This window comes from Micromonospora sp. R311, assembly GCF_056780015.1.
This window is the reverse complement of sequence record NZ_JBSWCE010000001.1, coordinates 298,421-314,894: the sequence shown is the minus strand read 5'-3', so window position 1 is coordinate 314,894 and position 16,474 is coordinate 298,421. Positions and strand designations below refer to the sequence as shown.

The following is a 16,474-nucleotide window of genomic DNA, read 5'->3' as shown; positions in this document are numbered from 1 at the left end:
GACACCGGATCCCGACGGGCCTCGACCGCCAATCGAGTCGCACGCTCACGCAGCTCATCGTTGTACTTCTTCGGTGCGGGCATCGCTGGTGTTCCTCCCAGGTTTCGATGTCTCCATCAAACCCGGTGCGGAACACCCCATCTTCGCTGGCGTCTACTACTGGTTTCCGAAGTTCACCGGGCGGCTGCTCGATGAGCGCCTTGGCAGATGGAACTTCTGGCTGCTGTTCGTCGGCGTGAACGTTGCCTTCTTCCCGATGCACCAGGTTGGGCTGATGGGGATGCCGCGACGTGTCTACACCTACGACGAAGGCCTTGGATGGGGAATCCACAACCTCATCTCGACAATCGGCGTGCTGATCATCGCGCCGGGCATCGCCGTGTTCGTCTGGAACGTGTGGCGCAGCTACCGGCGAGGGGAGGAGGCGGGCAACAACCCGTGGGGCGCCGACAGCCTCGAGTGGGCATTGCCGTCCCCACCCGCGCAGCATGGATGGTCGGTGCTGCCGATCATCCGCAGCCGCCACCCGTTGTGGGACCAGGACGAACTGCACCGCGGTGATGACGCAGTCGAACGCTTCGTTCATGGAATCTCGCAGTGGCCGCTGAAGTGGCGTGCCGCGGTGATCGTCGGGACCGCCGACGCCCGACCGCGAGAGGTTTTCCGCGTCGCCGATCCGTCGATCTGGCCCCTGGTCACCGCGCTCGGCGTCGTGCTGATCTTCCTCAGTGAGCTGATCAAGCTCCGCTGGGCCGTCATCGTCGGCGTGCTGACCATCGCTGGCGGAGTAATCGCTTGGAACTGGCCGCAGCCGCCGCCGATGAGCGAAGTGGACGAGGACGCCTTCGAACGCGAGTACGGCGTACCGGTGAACGCTCACGGCAGCGTCGTCGTGGCTCGGTGGGGAACCGGCCTGGTGATTCTGTTCGTCGCCACCGCGTTCGCCGCGCTGCTGCTGAGCTACTTCTACCTCCGGCTGGAGAACGCCCAATGGCCGCCGCCAGGCGTCGGCGATCCACCGCTGACGCTCGCGCTGGTCAGCGCCGCGCTCCTGGTCGCGAGCGCGGGCGCCGTCCAGATCGCCGAGCGGCGCATCGGTAAGGGAGACCGCCGCGGACTGCTCCGCGGCCTGGTCGCCGCCCTCATCCTGGGGGCAACCGGGACCTCCGCGCAGTGGTTCGACCTCAGCCGGCTCGACGTCTCATGGCGTGCCCACGCTTACGGCTCGATCTTCTATACGCTGGCCGGCTTCATCATCCTCGTCGCGGCCGCAGCCATCATCATGCTCGCAATGACGGTCTTCTGGACCGCACGAGGAGCCTACACCGCCCGGCGTCACGCACCCCTCACCAACGTTGATCGCTTCTGGAGGGCCATGGTCATCGTGTGGATCATCGGGTTCGGCACCCTCTACCTCGGTCCGTACCTCACATGAACCGGCAAGAGAGCGCCAGTGATCGGCCTCGGCGTAGGAAGGGCGCCACCACGGCCGGGAGGGGCACCCCGTTCGCGGTGGACATTTCGCGCAGCCGCCGGGAATGGACGCTATCGGCGTTGTTCCTGGCCGGACCACTGATCTCAAGCGCCCACTTCATGGTCGTCTACCTCACCGTCGAGGCCGGATGCACCGGCGACGGTCCGGGACTGAACGTGTTCGACCCACCAGCGCCGGTGATCGTCACCCTGGTGACGACTGCTGTCGCCGCGATCGGGTGCCTGGCAACCGCCTTTTGGGGCTATAGGCGATGGCGCGCCGATCGACGGGAACGGCCCGCGGGCCCCGGTGCCGAGCCGCCCGACCGCGGCGGAAGCCTGGCCTTCGCCGGATTCCTGCTGTCATTGCTCGGATTCGTGTCCGTCCTGCTCGTTGGTGTACCTGCCTTCTTCCTACCGGCTTGCCTGCCATGATTCTCACGCACCCGGGCCAACCTCCGGCACCCCATGATCTGTGGACGATGTGGGAACCGGACCCGACGCTCGGTGCCGCCCTTGTCCTTGCCACCTGGTTCTACCGGTCAGGGCGGTCACGAGGCCACCCGCCCGCGAACAACAGACGGGGTAGGTGCTTCGCCGGGGCACTCGCAGTGTTAGGCATCGCGCTGCTCTCACCTCTTGAAACGATGTCGAACGCGCTTGCCTCCGCGCATATGGTGCAACACCTGCTACTTGTGCTGGTCGCTGCGCCGCTATTGGCGTTCAGCGCCCCCTGGACGACTGTGTTGCGCGGTACTCCCATGGTCGTACGCCGCGCCGCCGCGCGGTGGCGGCGAAGACTAAGGCTGACCAGAAACAACACACGTCTCCTTCGCCTCCCGGGCGCGGTCTGGCTGCTGCACGTCGGCGCACTGTGGTTCTGGCATGCGGCGGTACCGTATGGAGCCGCACTTGAGCACAAGATCATCCATGTGGTGGAGCACGCGAGCTTTCTCATCACCGCAGTGCTGTTCTGGGGCGCGATCATCGGAATCCGGCGCACGGGCGGGATGTCACCCGGTACCGGCGTGCTACTCGTCTTCGCCACCTCCATGCAGAGCGTCATCCTCTCAGCTCTGCTGACCTTCGCTCGGACCCCGTGGTACGACGGATATGCGCAGACAACGCAACCCTGGCATCTGGACCCGCTCGACGACCAGCAGCTCGCGGGCGTCATCATGTGGATCCCGGGCGGTCTGGTCTACGTCGCTACGGCGCTGATGCTGCTTGTCGCCTGGATCAGGCAGAGTGAGAATGCCGACCGCAGGCTGAACCCACTTGTCCGGTCAGGACGCAACTAGTACTCCAGCCGGGGATCGTGATCACGGCTGGGCGAGGGCGTGCCGCTGCGTATTGGCTGTCATGGGCGAGGCCTAGTGACAGCGCCGACCGTGTATTCAGAGAAGATCTCGCCGAGGACGCGTTGCGCGTTCGAGAATTCTTCTGCGTCCTCGGGATCTTCGAAGGTGTAGGAGCAGGTGGCGAGGGTTTTCCAGAGGGCCCAGCCACGTCCGCGCGCCCACGTCGCATCATCCACCGACAGCCGCTTGCGAAATGCCTTCCGGCCGTCAGCGGTCAGCAATGTCCAGGCGATCGCCAGATCGCAGGCTGGGTCACCGACGCCGCATGTCCCGAAGTCAATGACGGCCGCCAACTGGCCGTCAGCAAGTAGAAGGTTTCCCTGGGCGATGTCCCCATGGAGCCAGCGGTCTACACCGTCCCAGCAGGCGTCGAGTGCCCTCGCCCAGATCTCGCGCACCAGCTCGGCATCGACGTGGCCGTCCAAGTCCGCGAGCGCACGCTCAACTTTCTTGTCGTAGGTGCGCAGGGTGCCGCCCCGGAATCAGTTGTGGACACCCGGCTGCGGACCGTCAGCGGCGTCGACGCTCTGCAAGGCCGCTAGGAACTCGGCGAGGTCGATCGCGAATCGCACCGGGTCGGCGATGCGGTCCACGCTTGCAGGCTCGCCGTCGAGCCACCGGTAGATCGACCACGGGTAGGGATAGCCCGCATCTGGCTTGCCTTTCGCCAGCGGGGCGGGGATGGGCAGCGGCAGCCGAGAGGCGAGGGCCGGGAGCCACCGATGTTCCTTGTCGACCGCCAAGGCGTACTCGGCAGCGCTGGGCAGACGCGCCAGCCTTTCGGGGCCGAGGTGGAAGGTCCAGTTGTCCCAGCCGCCGTTGGCTACCGGCTCGATCGGGAGGTCGGCCAGGTGCGGGAACTGGTCGGCGATGAGCCGATGCACCTGTTCCGCGTCGACGGTGATGCGCTGCGGCAGGGGACCGAGATCCGGAATATCACTCACTGAGCCGTCCTCGTCTGGCGTTGAAGTTGAGCGCAATGTGGTGCGCGAGCGAAAGCAGACACCGCCGATCATGGACGGTTGTGTGGACTGGCCATGACGCAGTGACTCGAGCGGTGGCGGCGCTGTGGAACATGCCGAGCCGGTCCAGCAGGTGGGCCTGTGCTGTGCCGGTGGCGGTGTCGAGTGCGTCGAGGACCGCGAGTAGGTCGCGCCCAGGCCGGCGAGGACCTCGGTGCGGAACACCTTCGGCGACAGCCAGGACGGACGGGACAGACGCGGCCGGGGCACCGCGGACAGCACAGAAGACATACAGCCATTTCCACTCAGGCCCGGCAAGGGGCGCACGGTAACCGAGCCCATATCGGGGCGGTCGGCTACAGGACGATCAGCGACGGCCGTGTCAGGTCCAGACCCTGGGCCTCGTCGCCCGAGACGCGGCACGGCCGCCAAGAGGGCGGGCATGGTGATCATCACCCCGTTCGCCGTGCGCGCCGGCCCGGGCAGGTCAACGGCCGCTGATCGTCGGCTCGCCCAGCAGCGCGCGGATCTCGTCCGCCTCGGGGTCGCCGAGCTCGTCGAAGACGGCGAGCGCCTGGCGCCAGCAGGACCGGGCGCGGTCGGTGTCGCCCAGCTCGTCCAGCGACCGTCCCAGCGCCAGGAGCGTCCGCGCCCTGCCGTGCTCGTTGCCGGTGGACAGGTGTAGCCGCACCGCCTCGCGGAAGCGCAGGATCGCCCGCTCGTGATCGCCCAGTTCGGCGTGCGCTTCGCCGAGATTGGCGATGCAGATGGCCTCGGCGTACCGGTCACCCGCGTGGCGCATCGCAGTCAGTGCCTCCTCGTGGCGGGCGATCGCCTCGCCGGGTTGGCCGAGCAGCACGTGGCACTGGGCCATGTTCTGCAGTGCCACGCCCTCACCTCGCCGGTTGCCCCGCAGCCGGTGTTCTTCGCGGGCGAGGGCGAACGTCGCCAGCGCCTCATCGGGGCGGCCCGACTCGGCGTGCGCGACGGCCAGGCTGTTCAGGCTGGTGGCTCGCCAGTTGCGGTCGCCGCTGGCCTCGTGCAGTCGCAGCGACTCCTGGTACAGCTCGATGGCCTCGGCGTAGCGTCGGCTCTCGCACAGGGCGGTCGCCAGGCTGGCCAGCAGCGCTCCCTCGGCCTGCCGGTCACCAACGGCACGGGTGGCGGCGACCCCGATGCGGGTCGCCGCCCGCCAGTCCTCGCGGCGCTTGGCGATGTACCAGTACGCCGATGCGGCCAGCGCGATCCGCCACGCGTGCCCGGACAGCCCGCCGGACGCCGCAGCGCGGATCACCGGGACCAGGTTCGTCCGTTCGCTCTCGCACCAGCTCAGCGCGGCCTGGTAGGTGTCGACGCGCATCGGCTCCACCAGGGCTGGTGCGGCCGGGTCGAAGTGCGGCCGGTGCGGCTGCAGCACCCGGCCCGCGGCGCTGACCGTGTGCAGGTACCAGTCCAGGAGCCGACCGAAGGCCAGCTGCCGTTGCGCCGCGTTCTCCGGCGCCTCGGCGAGCTCCCTGGCGTACGCGCCCACCAGGTCGTGGAACTGGTAGCGGTCCGGCGCCGGAAGCTGCAGGAGGCTGGCCCGGTGCAGCTCGGCGGTCAGCTCCCGGACCCGCGGCACGTCGATGCCGGCGAGTGCCGCGGCGGCATGGACGCCGAGGCTTTCGCCCTGGTGCAGTGCCAGCCGCCAGAACAGCTCGGCGGCCGGCGGCGAAAGCCAGCGATACGACCAGGAGAAGACGGTACGCAGGTTGGTGTCGGGGCCGTCATGCCCGGCGAAGGCGTCGAGCCGGGGTCCCTGCCGCAGTTCCCCGAGCAACTCGCCGAGCGGCCGGTGCGGTAGGTCCAGCGCGCGGGCGGCGACGATCCGGATCGCCAGCGGCACGTGGCCGCAGTAGTCCGCGAGTGCCTCCCGCTCCTCGGGTCGGGACCGGTGCAGGCACCCGGCGACCAGGTCCACCGACTCGAGCGGGTGCAGCGGTGGGAGGCTGAGCGGCACCGCCTGCTCGCGGACGACGAGCCCCGTCAGCCGGCGGCGGCTGGTCACCACCACCAGGGCTGCCACGTTCCCCGGCAGCAGCGGTCGGACCTGCGCGGCGTCATAGGCGTTGTCCAGCACGATCAGCAGCCGCCGGCCGTCGGTCAGGCTGCGCAGCCGCCCGCTCTGGGAGTCGACCGTGGGCGGGATGTCCGACGGTGGCACGCCGAGCGACAGCAGCAGTCGGGGCAGCGCCTCCGCCGGCGTCATCGGGGTGTCACCGGGACTGAACCCGCGCAGGTCCAGGTAGACCTGGCCGTCGGGGAAGTCGTGCCGGTGCAGGTGGCCCCAGTGCAGGGCGAGGGCCGTCTTGCCGATCCCACCCATCCCGTCGATCACCACGATGCCGGGACCGCCGGCGTGCCGGACGGCGTCGAGCTGGTCGTCGAGCGCGGCGAGTTCGGCGCGCCGGCCGACGAACTGGCCGTGTGGGTGAGGAAGCTCGGCAGGCCGTACGGGTGGGTTGCCGGGGCCGCGCCGCGTCAGGTTTCCGGGCGGCCGGTCCGGTGGGACCTCCAGGGTGAGGTCGGCCCGCAGGATCGCGGCTTCCAGCTGCCGCAGTTCCGGTGTGGGATCGAGGCCGAACTCGGCGACCAGCCGGGCCCGCAGGTCGCGGTAGGTCCGCAGCGCCTCGTCGGTACGTCCCGCCCGGTGCAGGACCAGCATGAGCTGTCCGTGCAGCCGCTGCCGGAAGGGATGCTCAGCGACCAGCTTGGTCAGCTCGTCCAGCGCCTCCCGGGACCGGCCCAGTCGGATCCGTGCCTCCAGGCGGTCCTCAACCGCCGTCCACATGACCTCGCGCAGCCCGGCGCAGAGCCGGTCCCGTACGTCGGCCGGGGCCACGTCGGCCAGCGGGTCGCCCCGCCACAACGCAAGTGCCAGGTCGAACAGCTCGACCGCTGGTGGGCCCTCGGCCTGTCGGGCCCGGGCGACCAGGTCGGTGAAGCGATGCACGTCGACCGAGCCCGGATCCACCCGCAGCAGGTAGCCCGCACCGGTGTGCAGAATCTCGGGGCCGTCGGGCGAGCCGGCATCCACCGCCTCACGGGCGCGGCGCAGGCAGGCGCGCAGTCGGGACACGAGCGCCTGGAGCGTGCCCCGGGCAGAGGCCGGCGGGTTGGCCCCCCAGACGAGTTCGACGAGCCGGTCCACCGGCACCGGACGACCGGGTTCCAGCAGGAGTAGCCCGAGCAGCAGGCGCTGTTGGCGGGAGCCCAGATCGACCGGCGTGCCGGCGAGGTGCACCTCGACCGCGCCGAGGACCCGGAACTTCACCTGGCCACCTCCTCGGCCGTCCATTATGGCCGCTCGGGGACAAGCCGTCTGCAGGCGTCCTGCAACCGCGCGGGATGATCCTTCGCCAACCGGATCTCACGACAATCGATCCATCGGTGGGAACGCCTCCACCTTCCATCCGGCCAGGACCGACGCGAGATTGTGCTCACTGGGAGGTTCATCGTGCCTGTACTCGTACGCCGTCTGCGACCGTGGCTGGTCGCGGGTGGCGACGCTCTGCTCGCCGCGGCGCTGACCGTGGCCGCCTGCTGGCTGGTGCTGCGTTCGCTTGCCGGCGGCGCGGCCGGGCCGGTCGGCGCCTACCTGGCCGGCGACCTGACCGGGCTCGCCGCCGCCGTCGCCGCGAGCACCGGTGCGCCCCTGGACTGGAGCATCGGCGGCACGGGCGGCCGGCTGTATCCGATCTCGATGCTGCTGAGCGGCTCGCAGCTGGCGCTGCTGGTGGCCGGCCCGCTGGCCGCGGCCGTGCTGCTGGCCTGGCGAGCCCGCCGCCGCCCGCGGTCGATCGGACAGGCCGCGCTGGTCGCCGGCGGCTACGCGACCCTGATCGCCGGACTGTCCGCCGCGGGCGCCGCCACCGCGACGGATCCGCTCGTACACCTCGCGTCGCCGGCCTGGCTCGCCGCGCTGGCCGCCCTGGCCTGGGCGTCGATCGCCCAGCTGGCCGCGGCCGCGTTGCCCCGGCGCGTGGCGCGGGGTCTGGCCACCCCGGCCCGAGCCGGCGCGCTCGCCCTGGTGCTGGTGGCGGCGGTCATGGTGGTCGGGCCACCCGCCGCGGCACAGCCGGCGCCGCCCCCGGCCGAGCGGGTGGTGCCGTTTGTGGGCGACTCGACGCAGCCGCCCGACGGCTACCGCCGGGCCGGGGTCGCGGCCGCGATCGCACGGGTCGCGGCCGAGCAGGGACACCCGCCGCTGGCCGCGTTCGAGCCGTGGCGCGGGACCCCGTCGATGCTGAGCCTGTCCAGCCGGCTCGGCGGGGACGTGCCGGGCTGGCTGCGGCGCAACTCCGGCCTGTTCGGCGTGGTCGACGCGAGCGCCCAGCTACGGCCCCTGCGCGAGCAGCGCGAGCGCACCGGCGAGCGGCACGTGTGGTTCGAGCAGCACGTGGGCGGGGTGCCGGTCTACGGCTCCCGGGTCGGCGTGCACCTGGACGCCACCGGCCGCACGGTGGAGTTCCTGACCAACTCGCTGGAGCCGGACCTGGTCGTGGACCGGTTGAGCGGCACGGTCAGCGCGGAGACCGCGACGGCCAACGCCCGCCGCGCGCTGCCGCACGGCTCGCTCGTGGAGCCGGCGAAGCTCTACCTGCTGCCGGCCGGGGCGGATCCGGGCCGGCGTACGCCGACCGTGCTGGCCTTCGGCCGGGACAGTTTCGACGACGAGGGTGGGCAGCTGCGGGCGCTGGTCCGGGTACGCCGGGACCCGGACGAGCCGATGCGCAACGCCGCGTTCGTGCCGGACGTCATCGACACCATGCTGTTCGGCGAGGAGATGACCAAGCTGGACGTGGTGGCGCACGAACTGACCCACGGCGTCACCTTCGAGACCGCTGACCTGTGGTACATGTACCAGTCCGGGGCGCTCAACGAGAGCTTCTCCGACATCTTCGCCGAGGCCGTGGAGAAGTTCGCCACCGGCAGCAACGACTGGTTGGTCGGCACCGGCATCCCCGGCGGTGCGCTACGCAGCATGGCCGACCCACCCTTGTACGGCGATCCCGGCCACTACCGCGACTTCGAGCGCAGCTGCCTGGACCTGGGTGGCGTACACACCAACTCGGGCATCCAGAACAAGGCGTTCTACCTGCTGTCGCAGAAGATCGGCATCGAGAAGGCGGCCCGGATCGCCTATCGCACCCTGATCACCTACCTCGCGCCCCGGGCCCGGTTCACCGACTCCCGGGTCGGCTTCATCGAGTCCGCCAACAAGCTCTACGGCAAGGGCTCGACCGAGGCCAAGGAGGCGGCCGCCGCGTGGACGGCGGTCGGCGTCGACGGCGTGTACGAGCAGGACCGGCAGGACTGCCTCTGCATCGCCGACACGTCGCTGACCGGGGTGGGCCCGGAGGGCCTGGAACCGCAGGGCCCGGGCGTGGACGCGGTGCTCGGCGCACTGCTGCACGTGCGAGACCTGTTCACCGACGGGCGCACCCCGGCGCTGCGACACTACGAGGTCGTGTACGCCCAGGGCGGCGACCGGGCGATCGCGCTGATGACAGCCGACGACGACCTGCGCCGGCGCACCGCCCACGCGATGCAGACGCTGCAACCGGTGCTGCAGACCGTCGGCACCCCGGACGGTGACACCGCCGTGGTGACGGCGGAGATGCTCACCGAGCTGGAGACACTGCTGCGCGACTACGCGGCCGCCGACCGGGCGGCCGGTGGCGGCGAGCTGGCGTCGATCATCGAGACCGAGCTCGGCAAGGCGAACCTCCCGGCGCTGTCCGGGCTGACCGCCAACCAGGCGCTGTCGTACCTCGACACGCACGTCGGCTGATTCCTGCTCCGGCGGTGGCGGGCGCACGCGCGCCCGCCACCGCCTCACGCCCAGACGAGGACCTCCATGCACCCATCCCTTCCCGCGCCGCGGTCCCGGACCGTGCGGCGGCTCGCCACCGCGGTGGCCGGCGTGCTCGCGTCGGCACTGCTCTTCGCTCCCGCTCCCGCGGCCGGTGCCGCGGCCGACAAGCTCCAACCCGCGGCACGTCAGGCGCTGGCCGGCGGGCGCACCGCCGACCTGATCGTCGAGCTGGCCGAGCGCGCCGACCTGCGCCCGGCCCGCGGCCTGCGCACCCACGCCCAACGCACCGCCTACGGGCAGCGGACCCTGTCCGCGCTCGCCGAACGCAGCCAACGCGGCATCCGGCACCTGCTCACCCAACGCAAGGTGGACCACCACCCGTTCTGGATCGTCAACGCGATCCAGGTCGAGGACGCCGACGCGAAGCTCGCCGCCGAACTGGCCCGCCGACCCGAGGTGCGCACCGTACGCACCATGCGCACCTTCCAGCTGCCGAAGCCGACCCCGGCGCAACAGGCCGCGGCGGCCGCGACGGTCGAGTGGAACATCGACCGCATCCAGGCCCCGCAGGTGTGGTCGCAGCACGGCGTACGCGGCGAGGGCATCGTGGTCGCCAGCATCGACAGCGGCGTGCAGTTCGACCATCCCGCGCTGGTCCGCCAGTACCGCGGCAACGTCGGCAACGGCGTGTTCGACCACCGGTTCAACTGGTACGACCCCTACGGGCAGTGCCTCACCGCGCCCTGCGACAGCAACGGCCACGGCACGCACACCATGGGCACCATGGTCGGCGACGACGGCGACGGCGCCCAGATCGGCGTCGCGCCCGGCGCGCGCTGGGTGGCCGCCCGCGGCTGCGTCGGCCGCGGCTGCACCGAGCTGGCCCTGCTGCTGGCCGGCGAATGGGTGATGGCGCCGTTCGACGAGAACTTCACCTTCCGCCCCGACCTCGCCCCGCACATCGTCAACAACTCGTGGGGGTCGCCGGTCAGCGACCCGTTCTACAGCCAGGTGGTCAGCCGCTGGATCGAGGTCGGCATCATGCCGGTCTTCTCCGCGGGCAACAGCGGCCCCGACTGCGCCACCGTCGGCTCGCCCGCCGACTACACCCAGGCGTACGCGGTGGCCGCGTTCGGCGCCGACGGTGCCATCGCCGACTTCTCGAGTCGCGGCACGGCCGCCGCGGAGATCAAGCCAGACATCGCCGCGCCCGGCGTCGCCGTGGTCTCCTCGGTACCCGGCGGGCGCTACGAGGCGTACAACGGCACCTCGATGGCGGCGCCGCACGTCTCCGGGGCGGTCGCGCTGCTGTGGTCCGCGGCGCCCGAGCTCATCGGTGACATCCCCGCCACGCGGGCCCTGCTCGACGGCGGCGCGGTCGACGTCGCCGACACGCAGTGCGGCGGCACCGCCGCCGACAATCCGGTCTGGGGCCGGGGCCGCCTCGACGTGTACGCCGCGGTGGCGGCCGCGCCCCGCGGCCCCCGTGGCACGCTGACCGGCGTCGCCCGCGGGCCCGACGGACCGGTCGCCGGCGCGTCGGTGCGGCTCAACGGACCCAACCGCACCGAGCGGGTGGCCACCACCGACGCCGCCGGCCGCTACACCGTCACCGTCCCGCCCGGCACCTACACGGTGGCGGTCAAGGCGTTCGGGTTCAACGACGGTGCCGTCTCGGCCACCGTGACCGCCGACAGCACCGCGACGGTCGACCTGGCCCTCGTCGCGCTGGCCCGGCACAGCGTCACCGGCGTGGTCCGCGACCCGGGCGGCGTGGGTGCCCCCGGCATCTCGGTGAAGCTGCTGGCCACGCCGCTGTCCGCGGTCGTCACCGGGCCGGACGGGGCGTATCGCATCGACAACGTGCCGGTCGGCGGGTACACCCTCACCTTCGCGGCGGGCCGTTGCCTCAGCGCGGGTAGTCGGCAGGTGACGGTGGACGGGCCGGAGACGGTCGATCTGTACCCGCCGGCCCAGGCGGACAGCGCCGGCTACCAGTGCAACGGCACCACGGCGCCGTTCCCGGCCGGCACCACCGCGCTGGCGCTCACCGGTGACGACGAATCAGCGCAGGTGAACCTGCCGTTCCCGATGCCGTTCTACGGGCGCAACCACACCACCATGTGGGTGGCCACCAACGGGTTCCTCAGCTTCGACCGGGCCGCGGACAACTCGATCAACCGGGAGGTGCCCAACCCGTCCATACCGAACGCGGCGGTCTTCGCGTTCTGGGACGACCTGGTCGTCGACGACCGGGCCGTGGTGCGGACCGCCAGCTACGGCGCCGCGCCGGACCGGCGGTTCGTGGTCGAGTGGCGCAACGTGACGTTCTACGAGGACGAGACGCAGCGGGTCACCTTCGCCGTCGAACTGTCGGAAACCGGCGCGGTCACCGTGCACTACGGCGACCTGACCGCCGGGGCCGTGGCTCGCGGCGCGGGGGCGAGTGTGGGCGTGGAGAACCAGACCGGCACCGTCGGGCTGGAGTACTCCCGCGACGTGGCGGCGCTGCGCCCGCACAGCGCGATCATGTTCCGGGCCGCCGGGACGCTGTACGGCACCGTGACCAAGCCCGACGGGTCACCGGCCGCCAGTGCCCTGATCTCGGCGGTCACCGGGGACACGCCCGCGGTGACCACCACCACCGCGGCCGACGGCACGTACGTGCTGCACCTGCCGCTGGGCACGTACACCGTGGACGTCTCGCTGGTCACCTTCGGGACCCACCGGTCCACCGTCGTGCTGGACACCAGCGGCGAGCGGCTGCGCCACGACGTGCGGCTCACGCTCAACGAGCGCACGGTGAGCGGCGTCATCCGGGACTCGCTCGGCCAACCGGTGCGCGGAGCCGAGGTGTGGCTCGCGCACAGCGAACTGCCGACGGTGCGGATGACCACCGGCGCGGACGGGGCGTACCGGTTCACCAAGGTCCCCGAGTCCGACGTGGCCACGTACGTCTACGCCAGCGTCACCGGCTGCCAGCGGGACGGGCGGCTCTACCTGCCGACGATCATCGGCGGCGACGCCGTCAACGACCTCACGGTGATCGCCCCGATGGGCGTCGTGGACGGCGCCGACGGGTTCGGCTACCAGTGCCTGCTGGGCGGGGTGGAGCCGAGCTTCGCCAGCACGACGGTGACGACCAGCGAGTACGGGCCGCCGACCGCGGTCACCCTGCCGTTCGACTTCCGGCTGTACGGACAGCCGTACCGCACCGCGTACGTGTCCCGCCACGGCTACCTGGCCTTCGAGCCGTCGGACCACCAGGGCGGCTCCAACAGCCCCCTGCCCAGCACGTCCGGCCCGGACGCCGCGGTGTACGCGTTCTGGGACAGCCTGGCCATGGACGCGTCGTCCCGGGTGGCCCACGGCACCGCTGGAGCAGCTCCGAACCGGCGCTTCATGGTCACCTGGCAGGACATGTTGCTCGACGGCGAGCGGATCAGCATAGACGCGGTGCTGCACGAGAACGGCCGGATCGACGTGCAGCACCGGTCCCTGCCCGACACCGCGTTCGGACGCGGCGACGGCGCGACCGTCGGCATCGAGGACGGCGACTCCTGGTACGCGCAGGAGTACAGCTACCACGACGAGCGGCTGCGCTCCGGACAGTCGGTGCGGTTCCTGCCGCCCGGCACCGTCACCGGCGTCGTCACCGATGCCACGACCGGCGCACCGCTGACCGGGGCGACCGTGGAGTTCCTGCGGCTGGGTGAGGTCGAGGAGGAGGTGGTCACCGACGCCACCGGCGCCTTCACGCTGCGGGTGCCCCTGGGCACCTGGGACCTGGCGATCAACGCCACCGGTCACTTCCCCGGCACCGCGCAGGTGCGGCTCGACGCGCCGTACGCCACGGTGCGCCGCGACGTGACGGTGACGCCGATCGGCTGACGTCGGTGGGGTGGATGCGGGGCGCTGACCGCCCCGCATCCGCCCCTGTCACGTCGGGCACCGGCGCGCTGCCACCAGCGGAACAGGCCGCAGCCGGTCCGACGGGGCCCGTCCGGGTGCCCAGCTTTCCGGGTGAGCCCCGATGCGGCCCTTGCCCCCGGAGCGCGGCGCAGCTTACCTTCACATGAACTGCATTCCTTGCAGGTATTCTTCAACGAACCCTCATCCATGGAGGGCACCTTGACAAAGCGAGCATTAGCCATCCTGGCCGCCACCGTCCTGGCGCTGAGCATGGCTACCGCCGCGAAGGCGGAACCGGAATCGGAACCCACCCAACAGTGGCGCAGCTACTGGGTCGACGCGTTCAACGAGGGGATCTACACCCCGGCACAGGTCACCAGGCTCGTGCAGGACGCCAAGAAGATCAACGCCAACGCACTGATCGTCCAGGTGGCCCGGCGCTATGACTGCTTCTGCAACCGGGCGCTCTACCCGCGCACCGACGCGGCGATCGCACCGATGCCCTACGACCCGCTCGACGAGATGATCGCGCAGGGGCACGCGGCGGGCATGGAGGTGCACGCCTGGGTCAACGTCAACACGATGTGGAACTCGGCCACCCCGCACTCCTCACCCGAGCACGTCTTCAACAAGCACGGCCGGTCCGCCACGGGCGCCGACCGCTGGCTCAACAAGCGTTACGACGGCCAGGAGCTCATGGGCGCCAACGCCTACATGGACCCGGCCAACCCGGGCGCGGTCAACTACATCGTCTCGGCGATCCAGAGCATCGTGCGTGAGTACGACGTCGACGGCATCAACCTCGACTACGTGCGCTACCCCGACTTCAACTCCACCACCACGCACAGCGACTGGGGCTACAGCGAGACCTCGCTGGCCCGCTTCCGCGCCGCCACCGGCCGCACCGACACACCCCTGCCCTCCGACCCGCAGTTCTCCGACTGGCGGCGCGCCCAGATGACCAACCTGGTCCGCAAGATCTACCTCGGCATCTGGGAGGTGGACCCGCGAGCCCGCCTGTCGATGGATGGCATCACCTACAGCTTCGGGCCGCAGACCATGGGCGGTTGGGAGAAGACCCGGCCCTACGCCGAGGTGTTGCAGGACTGGAAGGGCTGGATGGCCGAGGGGATCATGGACACGGTCGTCGCCATGAACTACAAGCGCAACTGGATGCCCGACCAGAAGCAGATGTACGACGAGTGGACGGAGGTGCTCGCCGACTGGCAGGGCGACCGGCAGGCGGTCATCGGCCCGGCCCTGTACCTCAACGACATCCCCGACAGCGTCGAGCAGGTGCGCCGGGCGCTCGCCCCCACCGCGGCGGGCAACACCGCCGCCGGCTGGAGCGGCTACTCCTACGCCAACCCGACCCGCGCCGGGGTCAACCAGCCGCTGTCCTTCCGCAACGCGGAGCGGGACAGGCTGGTCCAGGCGCTGACGACCGGGCCCGACGCCCCGTTCGCCAACCAGGCGGCGGTGCCGGTGATGCCGTGGAAGGCCAACCCCACCGATGGCCACGTCTCCGGCCGGGTCGCGCTGCGCTCCGGCGCGCCGCTGGACCAGGCCACCGTCACCCTGCGGCCGCTGACCACCGGCGGTGAGACGGTCACCCGACTCGCCGACGGTGACGGCTGGTTCGGCTTCGTGCACCTGCGTCCCGGGACCTATCTGGTCCAGGTCGACCTGCCCGACGGCGTCGTCGGCCAGCCGGTCGCGGTCGCCCAGGTCCGCGCCGGCGCGATCTCCACGGTGGACCTGAACCACCTCATCCAGCTGTAGTCAACCTGGTTCCCGCCCATCCGATCTCTGGTGGGCGGGAACCACCTCGCCATCCACCCAGTTCGCCGCGGACAGCGCCGGCAGGCGCCGATCGTTCCAGACCCACCGACGCCGCCGTCCGTATCATCTCGGCATGGCGCTGAACCCGGAGGTACGGTTCAGCCGGCGGGCGATGCTCCTGGCCACCGGAGGGCTGCTGGCCGGTTGTTCCCGGCAGCCCGAGGTCGACAAGGTCCACCTGCGACTGGCCACCGGGCCTGCGGGGGCGGTATATCGGCGCATCGGCGGTGCGCTGGCCGAGAACATCTCCGAGCAGGTGCCGGGTGCCACGGTGACGACCGTGCCGAGCGGGGCGTCCACCGACAACATCCGGATGCTGCGCGCCGGCGAGGTGCACCTCGGGCTGACGAGCCTGGACGCGTTGATCACCACCGACGGCAGCGCGCCCGAAGGGCTCTCGGCGATCTGCCGGCTCTACGACAGTCACCTGCATCTCGTGGTCATGGCCGATTCGGCGATCAACGAGTTCCGGGACCTCGGGGGCGCGCACATATCCCTCGGTGCCCGCGACTCGGGCACCGAGTTCACCTCGCTGCGGGTTCTGGGGCTCGGCCGGGTGAAGGCCGACGGTCGCTACCTCAGCCAGGCCGAATCGGCGGCGGCACTGCGCGACGGTGAGATCGACGCGATGTTCTCCCTGACCGGCGTTCCGACACCCGCCATCACGGAGTTGGCGCAGCGCCACCCGGTCCGGCTCATCCCGTTGGACGCACAGGCGGACGCGCTCTTCACGGCGTTCCCGGGTCCCTACGCTCCGGCCATGATCCCGGCGACCGCCTACGCCGGCGTCCCGGCCACCCGTACCGTCGCTGTGCCGAACGTGCTCCTCGTGCGTAACGACCTGCCCGATGACCTGGTCTACGCCATCACCGACACGATCTTCACGCAGACCGGCGCGATCACCTCCGCCGGTCGCGACGACGCCGAAGCCGTTCCCGAGGCGTGGCAGATCAACGTGCGTACCGGGATCTCCACCGGGTCGGTCCCGCTCCATCCCGGCGCGGCCGCCTGGTTCCGCGACCGCAAGCGCTGACCCGGAACAGTGACCGGCCGGCGACCGAGCCCCG

The 16,474-nt window shown here is 71.0% G+C and carries 8 protein-coding genes and 2 pseudogenes; 7 read left to right on the top strand and 3 right to left on the bottom strand.

The window, feature by feature from the left end; all coding sequences use genetic code 11:
* Positions 1–73 precede the first annotated feature (73 nt).
* The 3 genes from AC1WTP_RS01375 (at position 74) to AC1WTP_RS01365 (ending at position 2,774) form a co-directional block, all read left to right on the top strand.
* Positions 74–1,435 carry a cytochrome c oxidase subunit 3 gene (locus AC1WTP_RS01375; protein WP_481647410.1) on the top strand — a complete coding sequence of 454 codons (1,362 nt, stop codon included), beginning with the start codon at positions 74–76 and terminating at the stop codon, positions 1,433–1,435.
* Positions 1,436–1,512: 77 nt separating this feature from the next.
* On the top strand, positions 1,513–1,908 hold the full coding sequence (locus AC1WTP_RS01370) for a hypothetical protein (protein WP_481647409.1): 396 nt from the start codon (positions 1,513–1,515) through the stop codon (positions 1,906–1,908).
* Positions 1,905–2,774, top strand: a complete 870-nt coding sequence (locus AC1WTP_RS01365; protein WP_481647408.1) for a cytochrome c oxidase assembly protein — start codon at positions 1,905–1,907, stop codon at positions 2,772–2,774. Before AC1WTP_RS01370 ends, AC1WTP_RS01365 begins: the two co-directional genes overlap by 4 nt.
* 59 nt (positions 2,775–2,833) lie before the next feature.
* Here the strand turns inward: AC1WTP_RS01365 and AC1WTP_RS01360 are convergent.
* The 3 genes and pseudogenes from AC1WTP_RS01360 to AC1WTP_RS01350 all read right to left on the bottom strand — a co-directional run bounded on the left by AC1WTP_RS01360 (position 2,834) and on the right by AC1WTP_RS01350 (position 7,109).
* Positions 2,834–3,718: pseudogene (locus AC1WTP_RS01360) on the bottom strand (aminoglycoside phosphotransferase family protein).
* Positions 3,719–3,881: 163 nt separating this feature from the next.
* Positions 3,882–3,989: pseudogene (locus AC1WTP_RS01355) on the bottom strand (MerR family transcriptional regulator); the annotation flags it as partial.
* Between the two features lie 294 nt (positions 3,990–4,283).
* Positions 4,284–7,109, bottom strand: coding sequence for an AfsR/SARP family transcriptional regulator (locus tag AC1WTP_RS01350; protein WP_481647407.1), 2,826 nt, complete (start codon positions 7,107–7,109; stop codon positions 4,284–4,286).
* A gap of 183 nt (positions 7,110–7,292) precedes the next feature.
* Here AC1WTP_RS01350 and AC1WTP_RS01345 point away from each other — a divergent pair, with 183 nt between their 5' ends.
* From AC1WTP_RS01345 to AC1WTP_RS01330, 4 genes are all read left to right on the top strand, one after another.
* The gene (locus AC1WTP_RS01345; RefSeq protein ID WP_481647406.1) at positions 7,293–9,629 is read left to right on the top strand and encodes a M4 family metallopeptidase; all 2,337 of its coding nucleotides are present in this window, start codon (positions 7,293–7,295) and stop codon (positions 9,627–9,629) included.
* A 66-nt stretch (positions 9,630–9,695) separates the two neighbouring features.
* Positions 9,696–13,544, top strand: a complete 3,849-nt coding sequence (locus AC1WTP_RS01340; RefSeq protein ID WP_481647405.1) for a carboxypeptidase regulatory-like domain-containing protein — start codon at positions 9,696–9,698, stop codon at positions 13,542–13,544.
* Positions 13,545–13,784: 240 nt separating this feature from the next.
* A complete protein-coding gene (locus tag AC1WTP_RS01335; RefSeq protein WP_481647404.1) occupies positions 13,785–15,347 on the top strand; it encodes a family 10 glycosylhydrolase in 1,563 nt (520 codons plus the stop codon).
* A 133-nt stretch (positions 15,348–15,480) separates the two neighbouring features.
* Entirely contained in the window at positions 15,481–16,440 is a 960-nt protein-coding gene (locus AC1WTP_RS01330) for a TAXI family TRAP transporter solute-binding subunit (RefSeq protein WP_481647403.1), read from the top strand.
* The last annotated feature ends 34 nt before the right edge of the window (positions 16,441–16,474 follow it).